This is a genomic window from Prosthecomicrobium pneumaticum, from assembly GCF_014199915.1.
GTDB classification, from domain to species: domain Bacteria; phylum Pseudomonadota; class Alphaproteobacteria; order Rhizobiales; family Kaistiaceae; genus Prosthecomicrobium; species Prosthecomicrobium pneumaticum.
In genome coordinates, this window is record NZ_JACHOO010000005.1 from 318,033 (window position 1) to 337,670 (window position 19,638).

15 protein-coding genes are annotated in these 19,638 nt (G+C 68.5%); 9 read left to right on the top strand and 6 right to left on the bottom strand.

Going from position 1 to position 19,638, the window contains the following annotated elements; genetic code table 11:
- The first annotated feature begins 34 nt into the window (after positions 1 to 34).
- Genes GGQ63_RS13760 through GGQ63_RS13770 form a run of 3 tightly spaced genes read left to right on the top strand, consistent with a single transcriptional unit; the run spans position 35 to position 5,024 of the window.
- On the top strand, positions 35 to 442 hold the full coding sequence (locus GGQ63_RS13760; protein ID WP_183856989.1) for a FixH family protein: 408 nt from the start codon (positions 35 to 37) through the stop codon (positions 440 to 442).
- Positions 439 to 1,851: an efflux RND transporter periplasmic adaptor subunit gene (locus GGQ63_RS13765; RefSeq protein WP_183856789.1), complete on the top strand. Its 1,413-nt coding sequence runs from the start codon at positions 439 to 441 to the stop codon at positions 1,849 to 1,851. The genes GGQ63_RS13760 and GGQ63_RS13765 overlap by 4 nt, the downstream gene beginning before the upstream one ends.
- Positions 1,848 to 5,024, top strand: a complete 3,177-nt coding sequence (locus GGQ63_RS13770) for an efflux RND transporter permease subunit (RefSeq protein WP_183856791.1) — start codon at positions 1,848 to 1,850, stop codon at positions 5,022 to 5,024. Before GGQ63_RS13765 ends, GGQ63_RS13770 begins: the two co-directional genes overlap by 4 nt.
- Positions 5,025 to 5,232: 208 nt before the next feature.
- On the opposite strand, the gene GGQ63_RS13775 is transcribed toward GGQ63_RS13770, so the two are convergent.
- Positions 5,233 to 6,612, bottom strand: a complete 1,380-nt coding sequence (locus tag GGQ63_RS13775; protein ID WP_238123036.1) for a tyrosine-type recombinase/integrase — start codon at positions 6,610 to 6,612, stop codon at positions 5,233 to 5,235.
- A 433-nt stretch (positions 6,613 to 7,045) separates the two neighbouring features.
- Here GGQ63_RS13775 and GGQ63_RS13780 point away from each other — a divergent pair, with 433 nt between their 5' ends.
- Genes GGQ63_RS13780 through GGQ63_RS13795 form a run of 4 tightly spaced genes read left to right on the top strand, consistent with a single transcriptional unit; the run spans position 7,046 to position 11,516 of the window.
- Positions 7,046 to 8,161 (top strand): DUF2817 domain-containing protein, encoded by a 1,116-nt coding sequence (locus GGQ63_RS13780; protein ID WP_183856793.1) that lies wholly within the window; start codon positions 7,046 to 7,048, stop codon positions 8,159 to 8,161.
- A 40-nt stretch (positions 8,162 to 8,201) separates the two neighbouring features.
- Positions 8,202 to 8,861: an aspartate/glutamate racemase family protein gene (locus GGQ63_RS13785; protein ID WP_183856795.1), complete on the top strand. Its 660-nt coding sequence runs from the start codon at positions 8,202 to 8,204 to the stop codon at positions 8,859 to 8,861.
- Positions 8,862 to 8,866: 5 nt separating this feature from the next.
- The gene (locus GGQ63_RS13790; protein ID WP_183856798.1) at positions 8,867 to 10,213 is read left to right on the top strand and encodes a dihydroorotase; all 1,347 of its coding nucleotides are present in this window, start codon (positions 8,867 to 8,869) and stop codon (positions 10,211 to 10,213) included.
- A 1-nt stretch (position 10,214) separates the two neighbouring features.
- Positions 10,215 to 11,516 (top strand): NAD(P)/FAD-dependent oxidoreductase, encoded by a 1,302-nt coding sequence (locus GGQ63_RS13795; protein ID WP_183856799.1) that lies wholly within the window; start codon positions 10,215 to 10,217, stop codon positions 11,514 to 11,516.
- Between the two features lie 83 nt (positions 11,517 to 11,599).
- Here the strand turns inward: GGQ63_RS13795 and GGQ63_RS13800 are convergent, their stop codons facing one another.
- Complete coding sequence (locus GGQ63_RS13800) at positions 11,600 to 12,529, bottom strand: dihydrodipicolinate synthase family protein (RefSeq protein WP_183856802.1); 930 nt, start codon at positions 12,527 to 12,529, stop codon at positions 11,600 to 11,602.
- 296 nt (positions 12,530 to 12,825) lie between these two features.
- Between GGQ63_RS13800 and GGQ63_RS13805 the strand changes: the two genes are divergently transcribed.
- Positions 12,826 to 13,857: a hypothetical protein gene (locus GGQ63_RS13805; RefSeq protein ID WP_183856804.1), complete on the top strand. Its 1,032-nt coding sequence runs from the start codon at positions 12,826 to 12,828 to the stop codon at positions 13,855 to 13,857.
- A gap of 44 nt (positions 13,858 to 13,901) precedes the next feature.
- Here the strand turns inward: GGQ63_RS13805 and GGQ63_RS13810 are convergent, their stop codons facing one another.
- Complete coding sequence (locus GGQ63_RS13810; RefSeq protein WP_183856806.1) at positions 13,902 to 14,267, bottom strand: hypothetical protein; 366 nt, start codon at positions 14,265 to 14,267, stop codon at positions 13,902 to 13,904.
- A 93-nt stretch (positions 14,268 to 14,360) separates the two neighbouring features.
- Positions 14,361 to 15,140 (bottom strand): GntR family transcriptional regulator, encoded by a 780-nt coding sequence (locus tag GGQ63_RS13815; protein ID WP_183856808.1) that lies wholly within the window; start codon positions 15,138 to 15,140, stop codon positions 14,361 to 14,363.
- Between the two features lie 190 nt (positions 15,141 to 15,330).
- Between GGQ63_RS13815 and GGQ63_RS13820 the strand changes: the two genes are divergently transcribed.
- Positions 15,331 to 16,902, top strand: coding sequence for an FAD/NAD(P)-binding protein (locus GGQ63_RS13820; protein WP_183856810.1), 1,572 nt, complete (start codon positions 15,331 to 15,333; stop codon positions 16,900 to 16,902).
- A 42-nt stretch (positions 16,903 to 16,944) separates the two neighbouring features.
- Here GGQ63_RS13820 and GGQ63_RS22230 read toward each other — a convergent pair whose 3' ends face one another.
- Positions 16,945 to 18,468 (bottom strand): amino acid ABC transporter permease/ATP-binding protein, encoded by a 1,524-nt coding sequence (locus tag GGQ63_RS22230; protein ID WP_183856812.1) that lies wholly within the window; start codon positions 18,466 to 18,468, stop codon positions 16,945 to 16,947.
- Between the two features lie 180 nt (positions 18,469 to 18,648).
- Complete coding sequence (locus tag GGQ63_RS13830; protein ID WP_183856814.1) at positions 18,649 to 19,467, bottom strand: substrate-binding periplasmic protein; 819 nt, start codon at positions 19,465 to 19,467, stop codon at positions 18,649 to 18,651.
- Positions 19,468 to 19,638 lie beyond the last annotated feature (171 nt).

The following is a 19,638-nucleotide window of genomic DNA, read 5'->3' on the forward strand; positions in this document are numbered from 1 at the left end:
CACGGTGCTCCGATCAATCTGGGATTTTCAGACCATGACAACTTCTTCTATGAAGCGCGCCGCTGTGGCGGCGCTCGCGGCCGCGCTTTCCGTGGCGGCCCTCTCGACGGCGCGTGCCGACATCACGGACTACGAGTTCCGGCTCGTTCAGACGGACATCAAGCAGGGCAACGGCGCCATCGTCGCTGTCCGGCTCGTCGACAAACGATCCGGCAAGGCGGTTCCCGACGCGGTGATCTTCGCGACCCGAATCGACATGGCGCCTGACGGCATGGAGACGATGGTAGCGCCGATCGAGGCTCTCCCGTCGACCGAGCCGGGTGTCTATCGCTTCAAGGCCAATCTGATGATGGCTGGCGGCTGGCGCCTTTCGCTCGGCGCCAAGATCCAGGGTGAGACCGGCACGATCGAGAACAAGCTGGTCCTCAAGGCCACGCCATGAAACGGATCGCCCTTACGGGCCTCGCCCTCGCCGCCATATCGGCGGCGGGGGTCGGAGGCTATTGGGCCGGCGTTCGGGGTCTACCCGCGCCCGGCCTTCGCGAGTTGTTCGATGCCGCAGGCATTCCGGCGGTGGCCGAACCGACCGGCACGGGAACCGTGATCTATTATCAGGATCCCGACGGCAAGCCCGCCTATTCGGCGACCCCGCGCCAGACCGAGGACGGCCGGGCATTCCGCGCCGTTCGCGCCGGCGAGGACGTGAGCTTCGAGGACAAGCCGCCAGTGATGGCCGAGGTGGCGAGCCCGCGGCGCGTCCTCTACTACCGCAATCCAATGGGTCTGCCGGATACCTCGCCGGTGCCGAAGAAGGACTCGATGGGGATGGACTACATCCCCGTCCACGAGGGCGAGGACGACGACGGTACGGTCGTGAAGGTCTCGCTCGGCAAGCTGCAGCGGACGGGCGTGCGTTCGGAGCTGGTCGGGCGGCGTGTCGTCGGCAGGCTGGTGCGGGTGCCGGGAATGGTCCAGCTCGACGAGCGGCGCGTCTCCGTGGTTGCAACGCGGAGCGACGCTTTCATCAACGAGGTGGCGGACGTCACCACGGGCGACCGGGTGACGAAGGGCCAGATGCTGCTCCGGATCTATGCGCCGGATATCGCCACCGCCGGCGCCCAACTCCTCACCGATCTCAATAGCGGCGGCCGCGATAGCGCTCTCGGAGGCGCCCGCCAACGCCTGGAGAATCTCGGCCTCCCGCCCGAGGCGATCGCCGACATTGAGCGCACCCGCAAGGTGCCGCTGTCGATGATCTGGCGGGCGCCGAGCGATGGCATCGTGCTCGAACGCAATGTCGTCGACGGTATGAAAGCGGCGCCGGGCGATGTGCTGTTCCGCCTTGCCGACATCTCGACCATTTGGGTGCTGGCGGATGTGCCGGAGTTCGATCTTGGGGCCGTTCGGCTTGGCGCGCCGGTCACGATAGGGGTGCGGAGCCTACCGGGACGCAGCCTCAGTGGCCGCGTGTCGCTGATCTACCCGCAGGTCGGCGAAGCCACGCGGGCCACAAAAGTGCGGATCGAGATCGCCAATCCCGACGGCGCGCTGCTGCCCAACATGTACGCCGAGGTAGAGATCGGCACCGGCGCTGCCGCTCCAGTCGTCGCCGTGCCGGACGACGCCGTCATCGACACCGGCACAAGGCAAGTGGTGATCCTCGACCGCGGCGAAGGCCGGTTCGAGCCGCGCGCGGTGAAGATCGGCTTGCGCGGCGAAGGCTTCACCGAGATCCGCGACGGCCTCGCCGAGGGCGACCGAGTCGTGGTCGCGGCTAATTTCCTGATCGACGCCGAGAGTAATCTGAAGGCGGCGCTGCGCGGCCTGACACCTGCGAAGGCACAGCCATGATCGCCCGCCTCATCGGCTGGTCCGCCCGCAACCTCGTGCTGGTTTTTGTCGGTACGGCCTTCGCCGTCGCTGCCGGGCTTTATGCACTGAAGACGCTGCCGCTCGACGCCATCCCCGACCTCTCCGACGTGCAGGTGATCGTCTACACCGACTATCCCGGCCAGGCCCCGCAGGTGGTCGAGGACCAGGTCACCTATCCGCTCACCACGTCCATGCTGACAGTGCCGAAATCGAAGGTGGTGCGCGGCTTCTCCTTCTTCGGCGTCTCCTTCGTCTATGTGATCTTCGAGGATGGCACCGATCCTTATTGGGCACGGAGCCGCGTGCTGGAATATCTCAACGCCGCCGCGCAGCGCCTGCCGGCGGGCGTCACCCCGACCCTCGGGCCGGATGCGACCGGTGTCGGCTGGATCTACCAATACGCCGTCGTCGCCAAGGAGATGACGCTTGCCGAGCTGCGCTCGCTGCAGGATTGGGTGATCCGCTTCGGCGCCTCCAAGGCGGAGGGCGTTGCCGAGGTCGCCAGCGTCGGCGGCTTCGTGAAGCAATATTCGATCGTGGTCGATCCGAACCGGCTGCGGGCGCTGGGCATCCCGCTCGACAAGGTGCGCGACGCCGTAAAGGCGAGCAACACCGATGTCGGCGGGCGCACCGTCGAGCTCTCCGAGTTCGAGTTCATGGTGCGCGGCAGGGGCTATCTCCGCAGCGTCGCCGATATCGAGAACGTGGTGCTGAAGACCGACCGCGGCGTGTCGCTGCGGGTGAAGGATGTCGCCCGCGTCGAGATCGGACCGGACGAGCGGCGCGGCATCACCGAGCTCAATGGCGAGGGCGAAGTCGCCAGCGGCATCGTGCTGCAGCGCTTCGGCGCCAATGCGTTGACGGTGATCGAGAACGTCAAGGCACGGCTCGCCGAGATCGCCTCCAGCCTGCCGAAAGGCGCCGAGATCGTCCCGGTCTATGATCGCTCCGGATTGATCGACCGGGCGATCGAGACGCTGAAGGGGACGCTGATCGAGGAGAGCATCATCGTCGCGCTGGTCTGCGTGGTGTTCCTGCTGCATCTGCGCAGCGCGTTGGTCGCGATCCTGATGCTGCCGGTCGGCATATTGATGGCGTTCGCGGCGATGAAGGCGATCGGGCTCGGCTCCAACATCATGAGCCTGGGCGGCATCGCCATCGCGGTGGGCGCCATGATCGACGCCGCCATCGTGATGATCGAGAACGCCCACAAGCATCTGGAGCGCGCGTCACCGGACAAGCCGCGGGTCGAGATCCTGATCGAGGCGGCGAGCCAGGTCGGTCCGGCGCTGTTCTTCAGCCTGCTCGTCATCACCGTCTCCTTCCTGCCGATCTTCACGCTGGAATCGCAGGAAGGCCGGATGTTCGGCCCGCTCGCCTTCACCAAGACCTTCGCCATGGCAGCCTCGGCCCTTCTGTCGGTGACGCTGGTGCCGGCTTTGATGGTCGTCTTCGTGCGCGGCCGGATCATCCCGGAGCACAGGAACCCGATCAACCGCTTCCTGATCTGGGTCTACCGGCCGGTCATAAGCGGCGTGCTCAAGGCGAAGACGCTCACCATCCTCATCGCCCTCATCGTGCTCGGGGTGACGCTCTGGCCGGCGCGCCAGCTCGGTTCGGAGTTCATGCCGAATCTCGACGAAGGCACGTTGATGTATATGCCGACCACCTTGCCGGGTATCTCCATCACCAAGGCCGCCGAGCTACTGCAGGTGCAGGACCGGATCATCAAGAGCTTCCCGGAGGTGGCCTCGGTCTATGGCAAAGCGGGGCGAGCATTGACCGCGACCGATCCGGCCCCGACCGAGATGTTCGAGACCATCATCAATCTGAAGCCGAAGAGCGAATGGCGGCCCGGCGTCACCATCGACAGCCTGAAGGCCGAGATGGACCAGGCGTTGCAGTTCCCAGGTGTCTCCAATGCCTGGACGATGCCGATCCGCGCTCGCATCGACATGCTTGCCACCGGCATTCGTACGCCGGTCGGCGTCAAGGTGTTCGGCACCGATCTCAGCCAGATGGAACAGAGTGCCCGCGAGATCGAGCGGGTGCTGCGGTCCGTGCGGGGCACGTCCAGCGCCTATGCCGAGCGGGTGATCGGCGGCTACTATCTCGACATCGTGCCGGACCGGGAAACGCTCGGCCGCTACGGCCTGGCCGTCGGCGACGTCCAGAGCGTGATCGCGACCGCGCTCGGGGCCGAGACGGTGACGACCACGGTGGAGGGGCGCGAGCGCTATGGCGTGACCATCCGCTATCCGCGCGACTTCCGGAGCGATCCGCAATCGATCGCCCGCGACGTGCAGGTGCCGCTGCCGGGCGGCGGCACGGTGCCGCTCGGCGAAGTCGCCAAGGTCGAGCTGACGCGCGGCGCGACCTCGATCCGCACCGAGAACGGCCAGCTCGCGGTCTATGTCTTCGTCGATATCGCCGGCCGCGACCTTGGCGGCTATGTCGCGGAGGCTCAAGCGGCGGTGGCGAACGAGGTCAAGCTGCCGCCCGGAACCTACGTCTCGTGGAGCGGCCAGTTCGAATATCTGCAGCGCGCCGAAGCGCGGCTGAAGATCGTCGTGCCGGTGACGCTGCTGGTCATTTTCCTGCTGCTTTACCTCAACTTCCGGGCCCTGACGGAAACGCTCATCGTCATGCTATCGCTGCCCTTCGCGCTGGTCGGCGGCATCTGGCTGATGTGGTGGCTCGGCTTCAACATGTCTGTTGCCGTGGCGGTCGGCTTCATCGCGCTTGCCGGCGTCGCCGCCGAGACCGGCGTCATCATGCTGATCTATCTCGAACAGGCGATGGCGGAGCTGAAGGCCGAGCGGGTGGCGGAAGGGCGGCCTTTCACCCGGACCGACCTCTACCAGGCGATCATGCTCGGAGCTGTAGAGCGCGTCCGGCCGAAGATGATGACGGTCATCGCCATTACGGCCGGGCTCGTCCCGATCCTGTGGAGCACCGGCACGGGCTCGGAAGTGATGCAACGCATTGCGGTGCCGATGATAGGCGGCATGGTGTCGTCGACGGTGCTGACGCTGGTCGTGATCCCCGCTGTCTATGGACTGATCAAAGGCTGGCGGTTGCCGCGGACCGTCACCGCCGACGAGAGGGCAATCGAACAGGGGCCAGCCGGCCTCAAGGCTGCCGCCAAATGAGAGGAGGTTCCAATGATGCACGACATGATGGGATCCATGGGATGGGGCATGGGCCTTGCCGGCCTGATCGGCATCCTCGTCTTGGTGCTGGTGATCGCTGCCCTCACGAAATACGTCTTCTTTCGGTGAGGAGCGTCATGCGCAGCTTCGATCGGAAGCTGGACGCGAGGAAACAGCCAGCGAAAGGAGAAGCGCCATGACAACCAGGCTAGGCAACTTCACTTTCTATGGTCTGGTGTTCATATGCACCCGATTGCCCGCTCTGAGCCGGTGTCTCGTTCTTTCCCGCCAGTGCCTCAGCAATCTTTCCCGAAATCCGAGTAGCCGCACGACGCGAAGGATCATGTTGCACATGCGCGTAGATAGCCGTCGAGCGTGCATTAGCATGGCCAAGGATGGCTCCTGTCAGGGGCAAACCCTCGCCATAGGAGACGGCGGTGGACCCCATCGTATGCCTCAGCGTATGGGGGGTAACGCCAGGTAGTTCCGCTTTCGCGACAACCTTAGTCCAAACGCCCTTTGTTCCCTGAAAATGGCCATCTCCCCGTTCCGCCGGGAATACGAAGTCGGAACCCGGCTTCCTTGTCATGCCACGCAGCAGCACGATTGCAGCCGCGCCAAGCGGCCGAATGGACTTTCCAGTCTTGCTGTCGTCCAAAACGAGAAGGCCGTGCTCGAAACTCACCTCATTCCATCGCAGCGCGGCAATCTCGTCGCGACGACAGCCGGTCAATGCCCACAGGCGTGCAATGTTCAATGCTTTGGCGTTGACGCCCTCCTGTTCCAGCGCGTCGAATGCCCTGCCGAGACGGCCGATCTCCTCGAGCGTCAAATACCTATCGCGCCTGTTGTCGGTTTTTTTCACAGCAGCGATGTCGCAAGGATTGGAAGACACGATCTTGCGCCGCACAGCAAAGCTAAAAACGGCGGAGAGATCCTTTACGACCTTCCGTGCGGCTCCCTCGCCGCCGCGAACGATGATGCGTTTGCGGAACCCGATTTTCTCATCCTTGGCGGTCTTGCCGTTGGTCACATCCCGCACGAAGCGTTCGATCTCGCCCGCGCCAACCTCCGACACACGCTTTCGTCCGAGCAGCGGCACAACATGGTGTCGTAGACGCGCGATCGTGTAAGCCTTGGTGCGGGGCTTCATGGGCTCGCCCTGCCGAATGCCGCGCTGAACGAAGCAGCCTTCTTCGTCATAAAGGTCGACCAGCTCGGCCATCAGCATTTCGCGACGCTTTGTCTGAAGCTCGCCGGCAGGATCCTCACCTTTCGCGGCTGCGCCGAGCAGAATCTTCGCCTTCTTGCGTGCCTCGTCGACGGTCAAATTTCCATAGCGGCCGACCGTCTGAAACCGCTTGGGAGCGTTCCGCCCGCCGCCATTGGCGCGGTATCTGATGATGAACGTCTTTGATCCGCTGGGGTCTGCTCGGACACCAAACCCGGATAGCTCACTATCCCAAACGAAACGACGCTCATCGTTCGAGACGATGCCATCGACTACCTTTTTTGTAAGCCTTACGGCATTTTCCTTCGTCATTTCCGTGCCTTTCGATCGGCCGACACCATCGAAATTGGTGACCACCTGGTGACCACCTTGACGGAAAATCTCATACCATGTCAGAAAGGCGAGTATCAATAACTCACTGAATAATATTGACTTTTACAAGTCAGTCCAACTGAGGAAAACCCCAGAAAACCCTGTCCCCAATTTTGCCAAGGTTGGGGTCGTGGGTTCGAATCCCATCGCCCGCTCCAAATTCTCTCGATGAATCGAGGGATTGACAAAGAAGCCGCCGCGAGGCGGCTTTTTTGTTTCGAGTCCGGTCAAACGCTGTGCAAGGCCCGTTCGCCGGGGCGACCTCGCGCGCACCACAGCTCTTTCCTCCCAAGGTGAACAAGGCTCTCGCCCGCTCCATCCCCCCGCTTGCGACATTTATATGATGTGATATTTCTCCGTTCATCCGAGTGATGTTTCGAGGGCGTCGGTCCACGGCTCGGGCGTGATGGAGAGAGCCGTGATCGCCGGCGTGATTCTCGAGGACGGGGCGGCGTTTTCGCCCGACTATGCGAGCGCGCGGACGAAGATCGCCGCGCTCGCCGGGCTGTGGCCGTCGACCGCGATCCGCTACGACAATCCGCACGAGGGGCCGCAGGGCGAGCGGCTCGCCACCGAGGCCCACTGGTTCGGGCCCGAGGCGGCGGCCGACGTGCTCGTGCTCGTCTCGGCGACGCACGGCGTCGAGGGTTTTTGCGGCTCGGGGGCGCAGGCCGACTGGCTCCTGACCGGCGGACCGGCACGGCTTCCCCCCGACACCGCGGTGCTGATCGTCCACGCCCTCAATCCGCACGGCTTCGCCTGGCTGCGGCGCACCACCGAGGAGGGCGTCGACCTCAACCGCAACTGCATCGATTTCGCGGCGCCGCTCCCCGCCAATCCCGGCTATGACGCGCTCGCCACCGCCTTCGTGCCCGAAACGCTCGACGCGGCGACGCTCGCCGCGGCCGACCGGCGGATCGAGGCCTACCGCGCCGAGCATGGCCCGGTGCGCCTCGAGGAGGCGCGGTCGAGCGGCCAGTACAGCCATCCGGAAGGCATTTTCTACGGCGGCACGGCGCCGACCTGGTCGCGCCGCACGATCGGGCGGATCGCCGCCGATTTCCGCCTCGCCGGCCGCCGCAACGTCGCGGTGATCGATTTCCACACCGGGCTCGGCCCGTTCGGCTATGGCGAGCCGATCTGCGGCCATCGCCCGGGCGAGAGCGGCCAGGCGCGCTGCCGCGCCTGGTATGGCGACAGCCTCGGCGAGCCGATGCTCGGCCGCTCCGCCTCGCTGCCGATCGCCGGCCTCAGCCAATATGCCTGGGCGGCGGCGATCGGCGCCGAGCGGCTGAGCTTCGTGGCGCTCGAATTCGGCACCTATCCGCCCGACGAGGGCATGGCGGCGCTGCGCGCCGATCACTGGCTGCACGCCCATGGCACGCCCGACTGGGCGTCCGAGGAGACGCGGCGGATCAAGGCGGCGCTCCGCCGCTTCTATCACCCCGACACGCCGGACTGGCGGCAGATGGTGCTCCTGCGCAGCCGTCTCGTCGTCGCCCAGGCCTTTGCCGGCATGGCCCGGACCGTCTGACGCCGGCCGCGTCGATCATCAAGAAAAGGGTCTCCGAGCGATGGCGCGCATCTTCGTTCTCAATCCGAACAGCTCGATCGGCGTCACCGCCGAGATGGACGCCGCGCTCGACCGGCTGCGTACGGCCGGCGGGCCGGAGATCGTCTGTGGCACGCTCGCCGAAGGCCCGCCCGGCATCGAGACGCAGGAGCACGTCGAGCGCGTCGTGCTGCCGATCGCCCGCCGCTTCGAGGCGGAGCCGGCCGACGCCTATGTGATCGGCTGCTTCTCCGATCCGGGCCTCGCGCTCGCCCGCGAAAACCTCTCCAGGCCGGTGTTCGGCATCGCCGAATCGGCCTTCCATCTCGCCCTCGGCCTCGGCCGGCGCTTCGGCATCGTGGCGATCAAGGCCGGCTCGATCCCGCGCCACATGCGCCATGTCCGCAGCCTCGGCCTCGCCGACCGGCTCGCCGGCGACCGGCCGCTCGGCGTCGGCGTCACCGAGATGGCGGGGGCGGGCGTCGTCGAGCGCATCGTCGCGGTCGGCACGCGGCTCCGCGACGAGGACGGTGCCGACGTGCTGATCCTCGGCTGCGCCAGCATGGGCGGGCACCGCGCGGCGATCGAGGCCGCGCTCGGCCTGCCGGTGATCGACCCGACCCAGGCGGCGGTGGCGCGCGCGCTCGGCTTCCTCGCCCTCGGCTACGGCAGGGCGGCGTGACGGGAATGGCCTTCGATCTCGTGCTCAGGGGCACGCTCGTCCGCCCCGCCGGCCCGACGCCCGGCGGCTGGATCGCCGTGTCGGGCGAGCGGATCGCCGCGATCGGCGCCGGCGCTCCGCCGCCGGCAAGGGCCGAAGAGGATTTCGGCGACGCCCTCCTCTTCCCCGGCTTCGTCGACGGCCAGACCCATGCGACGAGCTATCGCGGCCTGTCCGGCTTCGCGGCGACGAGCCGCTCGGCGCTCGCCGGCGGGGTGACCACGATGGTCGACATGCCCTATGACAATCCCGACCCGCTCGACACGGTCGCGAGGCTGGAGGCGAAGGTCGCGGCGGTCGAGAGCCTGTCGGCCTGCGACGTCGCGCTCTATGCGACGGTCGCGCCCGGCCAGGGCACGGGCGAGATGGCGGCGCTCGCCGCGGCCGGCGTCTGCGCCTTCAAGATCTCGAGCTTCGAGAGCCATCCGGTGCGCTTTCCGCGCCTGCCGGCCGACGAGACGCGCGCCATCCTCGCCGCCTCGGTGCCGACCGGCCTGCCGGTCGGGCTGCACAATGAGGATCAGGAGATCGTCCGCGGCGCGATCGCGGCCCTGAAGGCGGCGGGGAAGACGACGCCCGAATGGCACGAGCCGAGCCGGCCGCTCGCCGCCGAGCTCGCCGCGACCGCGCATTTCCTCGAGCTCGGCCGGGCGACCGGCGCGCATGTCCACATCGTCCATCTCTCCCATCCGCTCGGCTACGAGCTCGTCGCGCGCTATCGCGAGGAGGGCGTGCGGGCGACCGGCGAGATGTGCGTCCACTATCTGCATTTCGACGCGGCGCGCGACACGGCCCGGCTCGGCGCCCGCATGAAGGTGAGCCCGCCGATCCGCGCGGGCGTCGTCGACGCGCTGTGGCGGAGCCTCGCGGCCGACCGCTTCGCGCTCGTCTCGTCCGATCATTCGAGCTGGCCGGTCGACAACAAGCTCGTCCCGTCGATCTTCGACGCCGGCGCCGGCATTCCGGGGCTCGAGACGCTGGTGCCCTCCTTCTACACCGACCTCCTCGCCCGCACCGACCGGCCGGCCGAGCGGCTGGCGCTCGAAGTGGCGGAGAAGCCCGCCCGGCTGTTCGGCCTGTGGGGCGTGAAGGGCGCGCTCGAACCCGGCTTCGACGCCGATGTCGCCGTGCTCGCGCCGGGCGCCTGGCGTTTCGACGCCTCGACGACACGGGACGGGCTCAACTGGAGCCCCTATGACGGCGAGACCTTCGCCGCGCGCGTCGCCGCCACCTATCTGCGCGGCCGCAAGGTGTGGGACGGCACGTCCGTGCTCGGCGCGGCGGGCGGCCGGTTCGTGCCGCGGAGGGGCTGACTTGGCCGTCGAGACGTTCCATCGCACGCTGTGGTCGGCGCTCGCCCCCGCCGCCCCGCCCACCCCGCCGCTCGACGGCATGGCGCGGGCGGACGTGGTGATCGTCGGCGCCGGCCTGCTCGGCCTGTCGGCGGCGCTGCATCTCGCCGAGACGGGCGTCGACGTCGCCGTGCTCGAGGCGGCGGAGCCGGGCTTCGGCGCTTCCGGGCGCAACACCGGCTTCGTCGTGCCGAGCCTTCGGACCTCGCTCGGCCCGGGCGACGTGACGGCCCGGCTCGGCGCCCATGGCGAGCCGCTGACCCGGCTGGTCGGCCAGTCGGGCACCATCGTCTTCGGGCTGATCCGCCGCCTCGGCATCGCCTGCGCCGCCGAACAGACCGGCTGGATGCAGCCGGCGCACAGCGCGGCGATGATGCGCACGCTCGAAACCCGCCAGCGCGACTGGGCGGCGCGCGGCCGCACCGTCACGATCCTCGACGCGGCCGAGACGGCACGGCGCGCCGGCATCGCCTTCTATCACGGCGCGCTCGTCGACCCGACGGGCGGCCAGATCAACCCGCTCGCCTATGCCCGCGGCCTCGCCGCCGCGGCGATCGGCGCGGGGGCGCGGATCCATGCCGCGAGCCGGGTCGCGGCGCTCGACCGGGCGGATGGCGGCTGGCTGGTGCGGACCGCGCGCGGCGCGGTGCGGGCCGATCGCGTGCTCCTCACCACCAATGCGCTCGTCGATGCGCTCGAGCCGTCGATGGCCGCCTCGATCATCCCCGTCCGGGTGCACCAGATCGCCACCGAGCCGCTCGCCGAAGCCTTCGCCGACCGCCTGCTCGTCGGCCGTTCGCCGCTCGCCGACACCCGCCGCCACACCTTCGCGCTCCGCTGGTCGCCGGACGGCCGGCTCGTGACGGGCGGCATGGTGATGCCGGGACCGGGCGCGCTCGGCCGGGCGGAGCGCGGCTTCCTCGCCCGGCTGCGCCGCTTCGTGCCGGGGCTCGGCCCGGTGCGGGCGGACTTCGTCTGGAACGGGGTGATCGCGGCGACGCTCGACCAGATGCCGCGCTTCGTCGATCTCGCGCCCGGCCTCGACGCGGCGATCGGCTGCAACGGCCGCGGCGTCGCGCTCACCACCGCACTCGGGCGGGAGATCGCCGGCCTCTATGCCGGCCGCATCGCCGCCGCCGACTTCCCCCTGCCGCACGGCCGGCCGGAAAAGGTGCCCGGCCATTTCATGGCGCGGCACGGGCCGGCGCTGTGGCTGCCCTGGAGCAATTGGCGCGACGACCGCGAGAGCGCCGCCGGACGATGAGGCCGGCGGCCCGTGCGGCGGCGGCGCCGCCGTGACGTCTGGCGATAGACGGGCTCCGCGGCGGAACGCGACGATGGCGCGGCTCAGCCGCGCTGCGCGAGCCGCCTTTCGAGCCGGTCCATCAGCCGGGTCAGCTCGGCCTGGTCGATCGCGTCGAGCTTCGGACCGGGCGCGCGCACATGCGCCGAGGCGATCGCACCGCGGCGGCGCAGGATCTCCTTGCGGATCGCGAGGCCGAGGCCGGGCTGCGTCTCGTGCCGGATCAGCGGCAGATGCGCGTCGAAGACGTCCTCCGCGCCCTCCTCATCGCCCGCCCGCATCCGCGTCACCACATCGGCGAGCATCTCCGGATAGGCATAGCCCGTCATCGCGCCGTCGGCGCCGCGGGCGAGCTCCTGCGGCAGGAACAGGCCGCCATTGCCGACGAGGATCGAGACCCGCCGCGAGCCCCGCTCGGCGGCGTTGCGGCGCAGTCGCGACAGCTTCGAAAGGCCCGGCCAGTCCTCGTGCTTCAGCATCACGATCTGCGGATTGGCGGCGAAGATCGCCTCGAGGGTCGGAACGGAGAAGTTGACGCCGAGAGTGAGGGGGAAGTCCTGCAGCACCACCGGCACGTCCGGCCCGAGCGCGGCGCAGACGGCGGCGTAATAGCCGATCAGCTGCTCCTCGGTCTTCTGGCTCGGCAGCGGCGCCACCATCACGCCCGCCGCGCCGGCCTCGATCGCCTCGTGCGCCAGCGCGACGAGCGCCGCCATGCCCGGGCTCGAAACGCCGACCACCACCGGGAACCGCCCGGCGACGCGGCCGAGCACGACCTTCAGGAAGTCCGAGCTCTCCTGCGGCGAGAGCTTCGGCGCCTCGCCCATCATGCCGAGAATGGTGAGGCCGGTGGCGCCGTGGCCGGCATAGAAATCGGTCAGCCGCTCGGCGCTCGCGAGATCGAGCCGGCCGTCGTCGGAGAAGGGGGTGGCGGAGATCGGGAAAACGCCGCTCGCGCTTTCATCGAGACGCATCGGGAATCCTCGCTTCGCAGGTGTCGGGCCGGTCGCTTGATCTAATATATCTGCTGTCATGTCAATCGGCGCCGACGGCCGGCTCAGCCGTCCTCTTCGGAAGCCCGGAACGGGCGGAATGCCGCGTGTCGGCGGCATTTTAAGACGCAGCGAATTGAGATATCACTCGGCGTATCAATGGTCCTTCGAAAGGCTTCGCTCATGCCGGCCGGCTCCCCGCGTCCCATCCCCGTCGTCCTGTTCGGCCTCGGCGCCCTCGGCGCGCTGGTGATCCGCTGCTCGCCACCGGCTATCCGATGATCCGCGTCGTCGCCGCGGTCGACCACGATCCGCAGAAGGCCGGCCGGCGCCTCGCCGACCTCTTTCCCGATTTCGCCGGCGCCGGCGATGTGGTCGTCGCGGCCGATCTCGCGACCGCGCTCGCCGGTGCGGCGGAGCGGCCGGAGCTCCTCTACCACCTCACCGAATCGGCGCCGGAACGGATCGAGGGCCAGTTGCTCGCGGCGCTCGCCGCCGGGCTCGACGTGCTCTCCGCCTCGGAGGCGATGTTCCATCCGGGCCTGCGCCATGCCGGCTTCGCGGACCGGCTCGATCGCGCGGCGAAGGCGGCGGGCGTGACGGTCTCCGGCACCGGCATCAATCCGGGCTTCTCCTTCGACAGCCTGCCGCTCGTGCTCGCCCGGGCGAGTTCGGGCATCCGCCGCGTGACGATCACGCGGGCGATCGACGTGACCGGCACCGGGCCGGGCGACATCGACCATGTCGGCTATGCGCTGTGGCCCGACGAGTTCGACGAGAAGATCGCCGCCGGCCGGATCGTCGGCCATATGGGCATGCCGGAATCGATCGCCGTCCTTGCCGAGCGGCTCGGCATCGCGATCGACCGGGTCGAGGAGCGCTGGGAGACGGCGACCGCCGATTTTCCGGTCGATTCCGGCACGCCGAGCCTCGGCATGATCGAGCCGGGGCGGGTGATCGGCATCACCCAGACCGGGATCGGCCTCGCCGGCGCCGAGGCGGTGATCCGGATGAGCCTGATCATGTATTACGACCCGGAGCGGTTCGGCATCGCCGTCGCCGATACGATCGACATCGAGGGCGACCATCACGTGCGGGCGCGCGTCGAGCCGGCGGCGCTGTCGCTGCTCGGCGCGGCGAATGTCCTCGTCAATGCGACCGCCGATGTGCGGGCGGCGCCGCCCGGCCTCTTCGACGTGCTCGAAGCGCCGCTCGCCGGCGCGCGGCGGGGCGGCTTCCGCTACCGCCTCGATCCCGACACGGCGCTGCGGCCGGGCGTCGTGCCGCTCGTCCGGGTCGCCGCCTCCTGAGAGGCGGCAAGGGCCGGGGCGCTCGCGGCGCTCCGGCCGTCCGGTCACATGTCGCCGTCTTCCTTGCTCGGATTGGCGCAGACCGCGATGACGAGCCCGGCATCGCCGATGATGTGGCGGTAGCGATAGACCTTCGGCAGATACATCGCGTCGCCCTGGCGGAAGATCCGCTCCTCGCCCGTCGCCTCGACGATCTGCCGCGACCAGCCCTGCAGGCAGTAGAGGATCACCTCGTGCTTGCCGTCGCCTTCGACCATCACGTCGAAATGCGGCATGTAGGTCGTGATGTGGAAGGAGATCGAGGAGCCCTGCTTCTTGTTGGTGATCAGCCGATGGCTGAACTCCTGTCCCTCGTGGATCCAGGTCTTCGTCGTGCCCTCCTGGCGGGCCCACATGATCTTGTCGCCCATCGGCGCGTCCCCATCGTTTGAGATGTGTCGTGATATTTCAGTTAACATGGCGTGTCGATGCCGCGGCGTGTCCGCGGCGCCCCGCAGGCGGCGTCAGAGACTGATCTGGGCGAAGCTGCGCGAGGTGGCGAGCGCCTTGAACAGGCCCTCGCGGGTCAGGTCGTTGTGCCTGATCATGATCGCGCGCGCCGCCGCCGGATCGCGCCGGCGCAGCACCTCGACGATGGCGTGATGGTCGTCGACCGTCTCGCTGTTGACGTCGCGCAGCCGCGCGCCGAGATAGAAGAAGCGCTCCAGCTCGTCGATCTGGCGGGTGATCAGCGTTTCGAGCCGGACATTGCCGGAGGCATTGGCGATCGCGGCGTGGAAATCGCGATTGGCCTTGATGAAGCGCTGCAGGCTCGGCTGCTCGGCGCGGTCGTAGACGACGTCGGCGAGCTTCTGCAGCCGGTCGAGCTCGGCATCGGTGATCCGCGCGCAGGCGAGTTCGGCGGCGCCCGCCTCGAGAATGGTGCGCAGGTCGAACAGCTCGCTCATGTCGCCGAAGGTGATCGGCACGACCTGATAGCCGCGGCGCGGAAAGGTGCGCACGAAGCCCTCCTGGCGCAGCGTCGCGAGCGCCTCGCGCACCGGCGTCTTCGAGACGTCGAAGCGCTGCGCGAGTTCCGCCTCGGAGAGCTCGCGCCCGGGCTCCAGCGCGCAGGTCAGGATGTCGTTGCGCAGCAATTGATAGACGCGGTCGGTCAGCGATTCCCGCCCGCCCTTCTTCGGTGCCCGCGATCGCGCCGGCGGGGCGGGGCGGCGCACCGGCACGTCCCTCGCCGGCGTCTCGCCCTCGGCCCTCACGCCGTTCTCGTCGCTGCCCGCTGCCATCGTTCCGTTCCGCGCTTTCCGGTTCGAACCTGCCGACTCCGCATCGGCGATCATATCAGCCCGCATATCAAGAGACGAGGCTCACCGGCACGTGCCACCGCCCGGGAGACAGCATCAGATATTTTTGACGAAATATCAATGATACGCTAGACCTCGTGTTGCAGTGCAAACGGGAACCGGGAGAGGCAGAATGGACGGGGCGGATGGCGCGGCGATCGCGACCGAGGCCGATGGCTATGCGCAGGAGATCGCCGCGATGCTGGCGCTCGATCATGCCGAGCTGCGCGGCGGCCTCGCGCCGCCCTCCTGCCCGCCGCCGCGGCCCGACGCCGGCCGCCGGCTCGCCGCGCTGACGGCGCGGGTGCGGCACGATCTCGCCGTGCTCTCCTATCCGAAGGACGACTGGGTCCTGCCGCGCCGCCATCCCGACGGCCACCATGTCTACGACGTCGCGATCGTCGGCGGCGGGCAGTGCGGCATGGCGGTCGCCTTCGGCCTGATGCGCGACCGGGTGACCAATGTCGTCGTGCTCGACCGCGCGCCGAAGGGCCGCGAGGGGCCGTGGATCACCTATTCGCGGATGTGGACGCTGCGCTCGCCCAAGCACGTCACCGGACCCGATCTCGGCATCCCCTCGCTCGCGCCGCGCTCCTGGTTCGAGGCCGTGTTCGGCGAGGACGGCTGGGAGAAGCTCGGCAAATGGCCCCGCCAGGCCTGGCAGGCCTATCTCGACTGGTATCGCGAGGCGCTCGCCCTGCCGGTGCGCAACGACGCCGAGGTGACGGCCTTCGAGGACGAGGCCGGGCTCGTCCGGCTCGCGATCCGCGGCGGCGAACCGGTCTATGCCCGCAAGGTCGTGCTCGCCACCGGGCTCGAGGGCATCGGCGACTGGTACGTGCCGCCCTTCGTACGCGACAAGCTGCCGGCCGATCGCTGGACGCTCGCCACCGACGATGTCGACAGCCTCGACTGGAAGGGCAGGCGGATCGCCGTGCTCGGCGCCGGCGCGACGGCCTGGGACCGTGCCGCCGACCTCCTCGAACTCGGCGCGGCGCGCCTCACCCTCTATATGAGGCGGCCGCAGATCCTCACCGCCAACCCGTTCCGCTATCTCGAGAAGGCGGGCTTCCTGCGCCACTTCGCCTCGATGGGCGATGCCGACAAATGGCGCTGGATCCAGGCGATGTTCCGCTTCGGCCAGCCGCCGACGCAGGACGGCGTCGACCGCTGCGCCGCCTTCGACACCTTCCGCCTTCATGCCGGCGCCTCCTTCGCCGACGTGGCGCTCGAAGAGGGCCGGGTTCGCGTCACCGGCACGGACGGCTCGGTCGACCATTTCGACCATCTCTTCATCGGCTGCGGCTTCTCGATGGATCCGCACAACCGGCCGGAGCTCGCCCCGCTCGCCGACAACATCCTCACCTGGGCCGACGTGCACACCCCGCCGTCGGGCCAGGAGGACAACTGGCTGATCACCTATCCCTATCTCGACCGCGATCTCGCCTTCGTCGAGAGGGAGCCCGGGCGGACGCCGGTGCTCGCCAACATCCACTGCTTCAACTACGGCGCGACCGTCACCAACGCCCATTCCGGCGCCTCGCTGTCCGGCATCCGCTACGGCATCGAGCCGCTCATCCACGGCCTCACCTACAAGCTCTGGATCGAGGACGAGCCGGTCCACTATGAGCGGACCCGGGCGTGGGCCGAGATCGACACCGACCCCGCCCCGCTCGCCGGCCGGCTCTGGCGGCCGGGCGACTGAGCGCTCTCTCCGGGGCGGCGCGCCGCCCCGGACCCGGCCCGCCTACTTGAGCACGGCCTCGAGGAAGCGGATGGTCCGCTCGTGCTGCGGCCGCTCGAAGAAATCCTCGGCCGACGCGACCTCGACGATCTGCCCGCCATCCATGAACACCACCCGGTCCGCGACGCGGCGGGCAAAGCCCATCTCATGGGTGGCGACGAGCATCGTCATGCCGCTCGCCGCGACGTCCTCGAGCACCTGCAGCACCTCGCCGACGAGCTCCGGATCGAGCGCCGAGGTCGGCTCATCGAACAGCATCACGTCCGGCCGCATGGCGAGGGCACGGGCGATCGCGACGCGCTGGCGCTGGCCGCCGGAGAGCTGGCTCGGAAAGGCGGTGAGCTTGCCCCCGAGGCCGACCCGGGCGAGCAGGCCGGCGGCGATGCGTCCGGCCTCCGGTCCCGCCATCCGGCGCACCCGCAAGAGGCCTTCCGTGACGTTCTCGACCGCCAGCTTGTGCGGCCACAGATTGAAGTGCTGGAACACCATGCCGACATGGCCGCGCAGCCGCGTCATCTCGCGCCCCGACACCGCCCGCGCCGTCGGTCCGAAGGCGAGGTCGAAACGGGCGCTGCCGGCATCGATGGCGATCTGGCCGCCATCCGGCCGTTCGAGCAGGTTGATGCAGCGCAGCAGCGTGCTCTTGCCCGAGCCGCTCGGCCCGAGCACGCAGACCACCTCGCCGGCCCGCACGCTGAGATTGACCCGGGCGAGCGCCGTCGTCGCGCCGAAGCGCTTTTCGAGGCCGGCGATCTCGAGCACCCGCCGGCCCTCCTCGGCGGGGCCCTCGACGAGCGCCGGCGCCGCGGCCGGCACGGAGGCCGCATCGCCGCCGAGGCCGAGCCGGGTGAGCCGGCGGCGCGACGGCGGCCGCTTGTCGAAGGCGAGGTAATGCTCGAGGAGGAGCTGGCCGAAGGCGAGGAAGGACGTCAGGAACAGGTAGATCGCCCCCGCGACGATCAGCGCTTCCAGCGCCCGGAAGGTGTTCGAATAGATGAAGGTCGTCGTCAGAAGCAGTTCGCGCACCGTCACGACGGAAGCGAGCGAGGTGCTCTTCACGTGACTGATGAAGTTGCTCATATAGGGCGGCGTGACGACCTGGATCGCCTGCGGCAGGATGATCCGCCACAGAATGGTCGGATAGCTCATGCCGACGGCGCGGGCCGCCTCGACCTGGCCCGGCTGGATCGATTGCAGGCCGGCGCGCAGCACCTCCGCATTATAGGCCGCCGAGGTGATGGCGAAGGCGATGATCGCCGCCGGCAACGGCTCGAGCGTGATGCCGATGGTCGGCAGGCCGAAATAGATCAGAAAGAGATGGATCAGCGGTGGCGTGCCGCGGGCGATCCAGATGTAGAGGAAGGCCGGCACGCTGAGGATCTTGAGCGGCGACATCCGCGCGAGCGCCAGCAGGAAGCCGCACAGCGTGCCGATGATCTGCGACGTGACGGCGAGGAAGATCGTCATCAGCGTCGCCGTCGCGAGCAGCGGCGCGTAGGGAAGGATCGAGGTGAAGTCGAGGGTCATCGCAATCCGGTGTCGGCGGCGGTCTGAACGGCCTCGCCGCCCGCGAGCGGGGTGCGGCCCGCTCCGGACGCCGAAGCAACGGCCGTGCCGCGCCGCAGAGCGGCGCCCGGGCGAGCGCGGCACGAGAGCCGCCGCATCCGGTGTGGCACCGGATGCGGGGCAGAACGGCGGGCGCTCCGCCTATTTCTTCAGCGGCGCGTCTTCGCCGATCGGCGGCAGGGCGGCGTCGTAATCGTCGAGATTGAAGCTCGTCTTCGCCATCGCGTTCAGCGTGCCGTCGCTGCGGGCGTCCGAGATGATCTTGTCGAGCGCCGCCTTCATCTCGGTCGAGCCCTTCGGCAGCGGATAGCCGACCAGATTGACCTTGTAGGGCTTGCCGACGATCTTGGCGATGCCGGGCCGGCTCTTCATGAATTCGGCCGCCTGCTTGTCGCCGACGATCGCCACTTCGATGCGGCCGGCGACGAAATCGGCGAACTGCTCGGCGACGCCGGGATAGACCTTCAGCTCCTTGTAGCCGCCGATCTCGCGCACAACGTCGTCGCCGTCCGCGCCGATCGGCGCGCCGACGATCTTGCCGGCGATGTCGGTCGGGCCGGACACGTCGGTGTTCGTCTCCGGCACCATGGCGACGATCGCGGTGCGGGAATAGGGCACGGAGAAGTCGAACACTTCCTGCCGCGCCGGCGTGATGTTGACGCCCGAGCAGATCATCTGCGTGCGGCCCGAAGTGATCGAGGGCAGCAGGCCTTCCCAGGCGAGCACGCCGAGATCGAGCTTCACGCCGAGCTTGTCGGCGATGAGGTTGCACATGTCGACCTCGTAGCCGACCGGCTTGCCGGACGCGTCCATCATGACGTTCGGCCGGTCGTTGCCGGTGGTGAGCGCGTGCATCACGCCCTCCGACTTGATCTTGGCGAGATCGTCGGCGAGGGCCGGCGCCGCTCCGGCGACGGCGATCAGCGCCGCGGCGGCGAGAGTCTTGCAGATCGGAGTCATGGAACCTGTTCCCTGAAAGGTGTGCCGGACCGTGCCGGACGCTTGTTGCGGCGTCTTCGGCTCCCCCCAATGCCCGGTGTTCGCGTCTTCTGACGAGCCGCTCTGCACCTCCGGGACGATGCAACGATCCGACAATATCACTTGAAGTGTCAAGTGATATATCTATGGTTC

Excerpts from the sequence above, each read along its gene's own strand:
- GGQ63_RS13805 (WP_183856804.1), top strand. The coding sequence starts at position 12,826 with ATGATCCGCGTCGTCGCCGCGGTCGACCACGATCCGCAGAAGGCCGGC.
- GGQ63_RS13810 (WP_183856806.1), bottom strand. The coding sequence starts at position 14,267 with ATGGGCGACAAGATCATGTGGGCCCGCCAGGAGGGCACGACGAAGACC.
- GGQ63_RS13790 (WP_183856798.1), top strand. The coding sequence starts at position 8,867 with ATGGCCTTCGATCTCGTGCTCAGGGGCACGCTCGTCCGCCCCGCCGGC.
- GGQ63_RS13820 (WP_183856810.1), top strand. The coding sequence starts at position 15,331 with ATGGACGGGGCGGATGGCGCGGCGATCGCGACCGAGGCCGATGGCTAT.
- GGQ63_RS22230 (WP_183856812.1), bottom strand. The coding sequence starts at position 18,468 with ATGACCCTCGACTTCACCTCGATCCTTCCCTACGCGCCGCTGCTCGCG.
- GGQ63_RS13765 (WP_183856789.1), top strand. The coding sequence starts at position 439 with ATGAAACGGATCGCCCTTACGGGCCTCGCCCTCGCCGCCATATCGGCG.
- GGQ63_RS13760 (WP_183856989.1), top strand. The coding sequence starts at position 35 with ATGACAACTTCTTCTATGAAGCGCGCCGCTGTGGCGGCGCTCGCGGCC.
- GGQ63_RS13830 (WP_183856814.1), bottom strand. The coding sequence starts at position 19,467 with ATGACTCCGATCTGCAAGACTCTCGCCGCCGCGGCGCTGATCGCCGTC.
- GGQ63_RS13800 (WP_183856802.1), bottom strand. The coding sequence starts at position 12,529 with ATGCGTCTCGATGAAAGCGCGAGCGGCGTTTTCCCGATCTCCGCCACC.
- GGQ63_RS13770 (WP_183856791.1), top strand. The coding sequence starts at position 1,848 with ATGATCGCCCGCCTCATCGGCTGGTCCGCCCGCAACCTCGTGCTGGTT.
- GGQ63_RS13815 (WP_183856808.1), bottom strand. The coding sequence starts at position 15,140 with ATGGCAGCGGGCAGCGACGAGAACGGCGTGAGGGCCGAGGGCGAGACG.
- GGQ63_RS13785 (WP_183856795.1), top strand. The coding sequence starts at position 8,202 with ATGGCGCGCATCTTCGTTCTCAATCCGAACAGCTCGATCGGCGTCACC.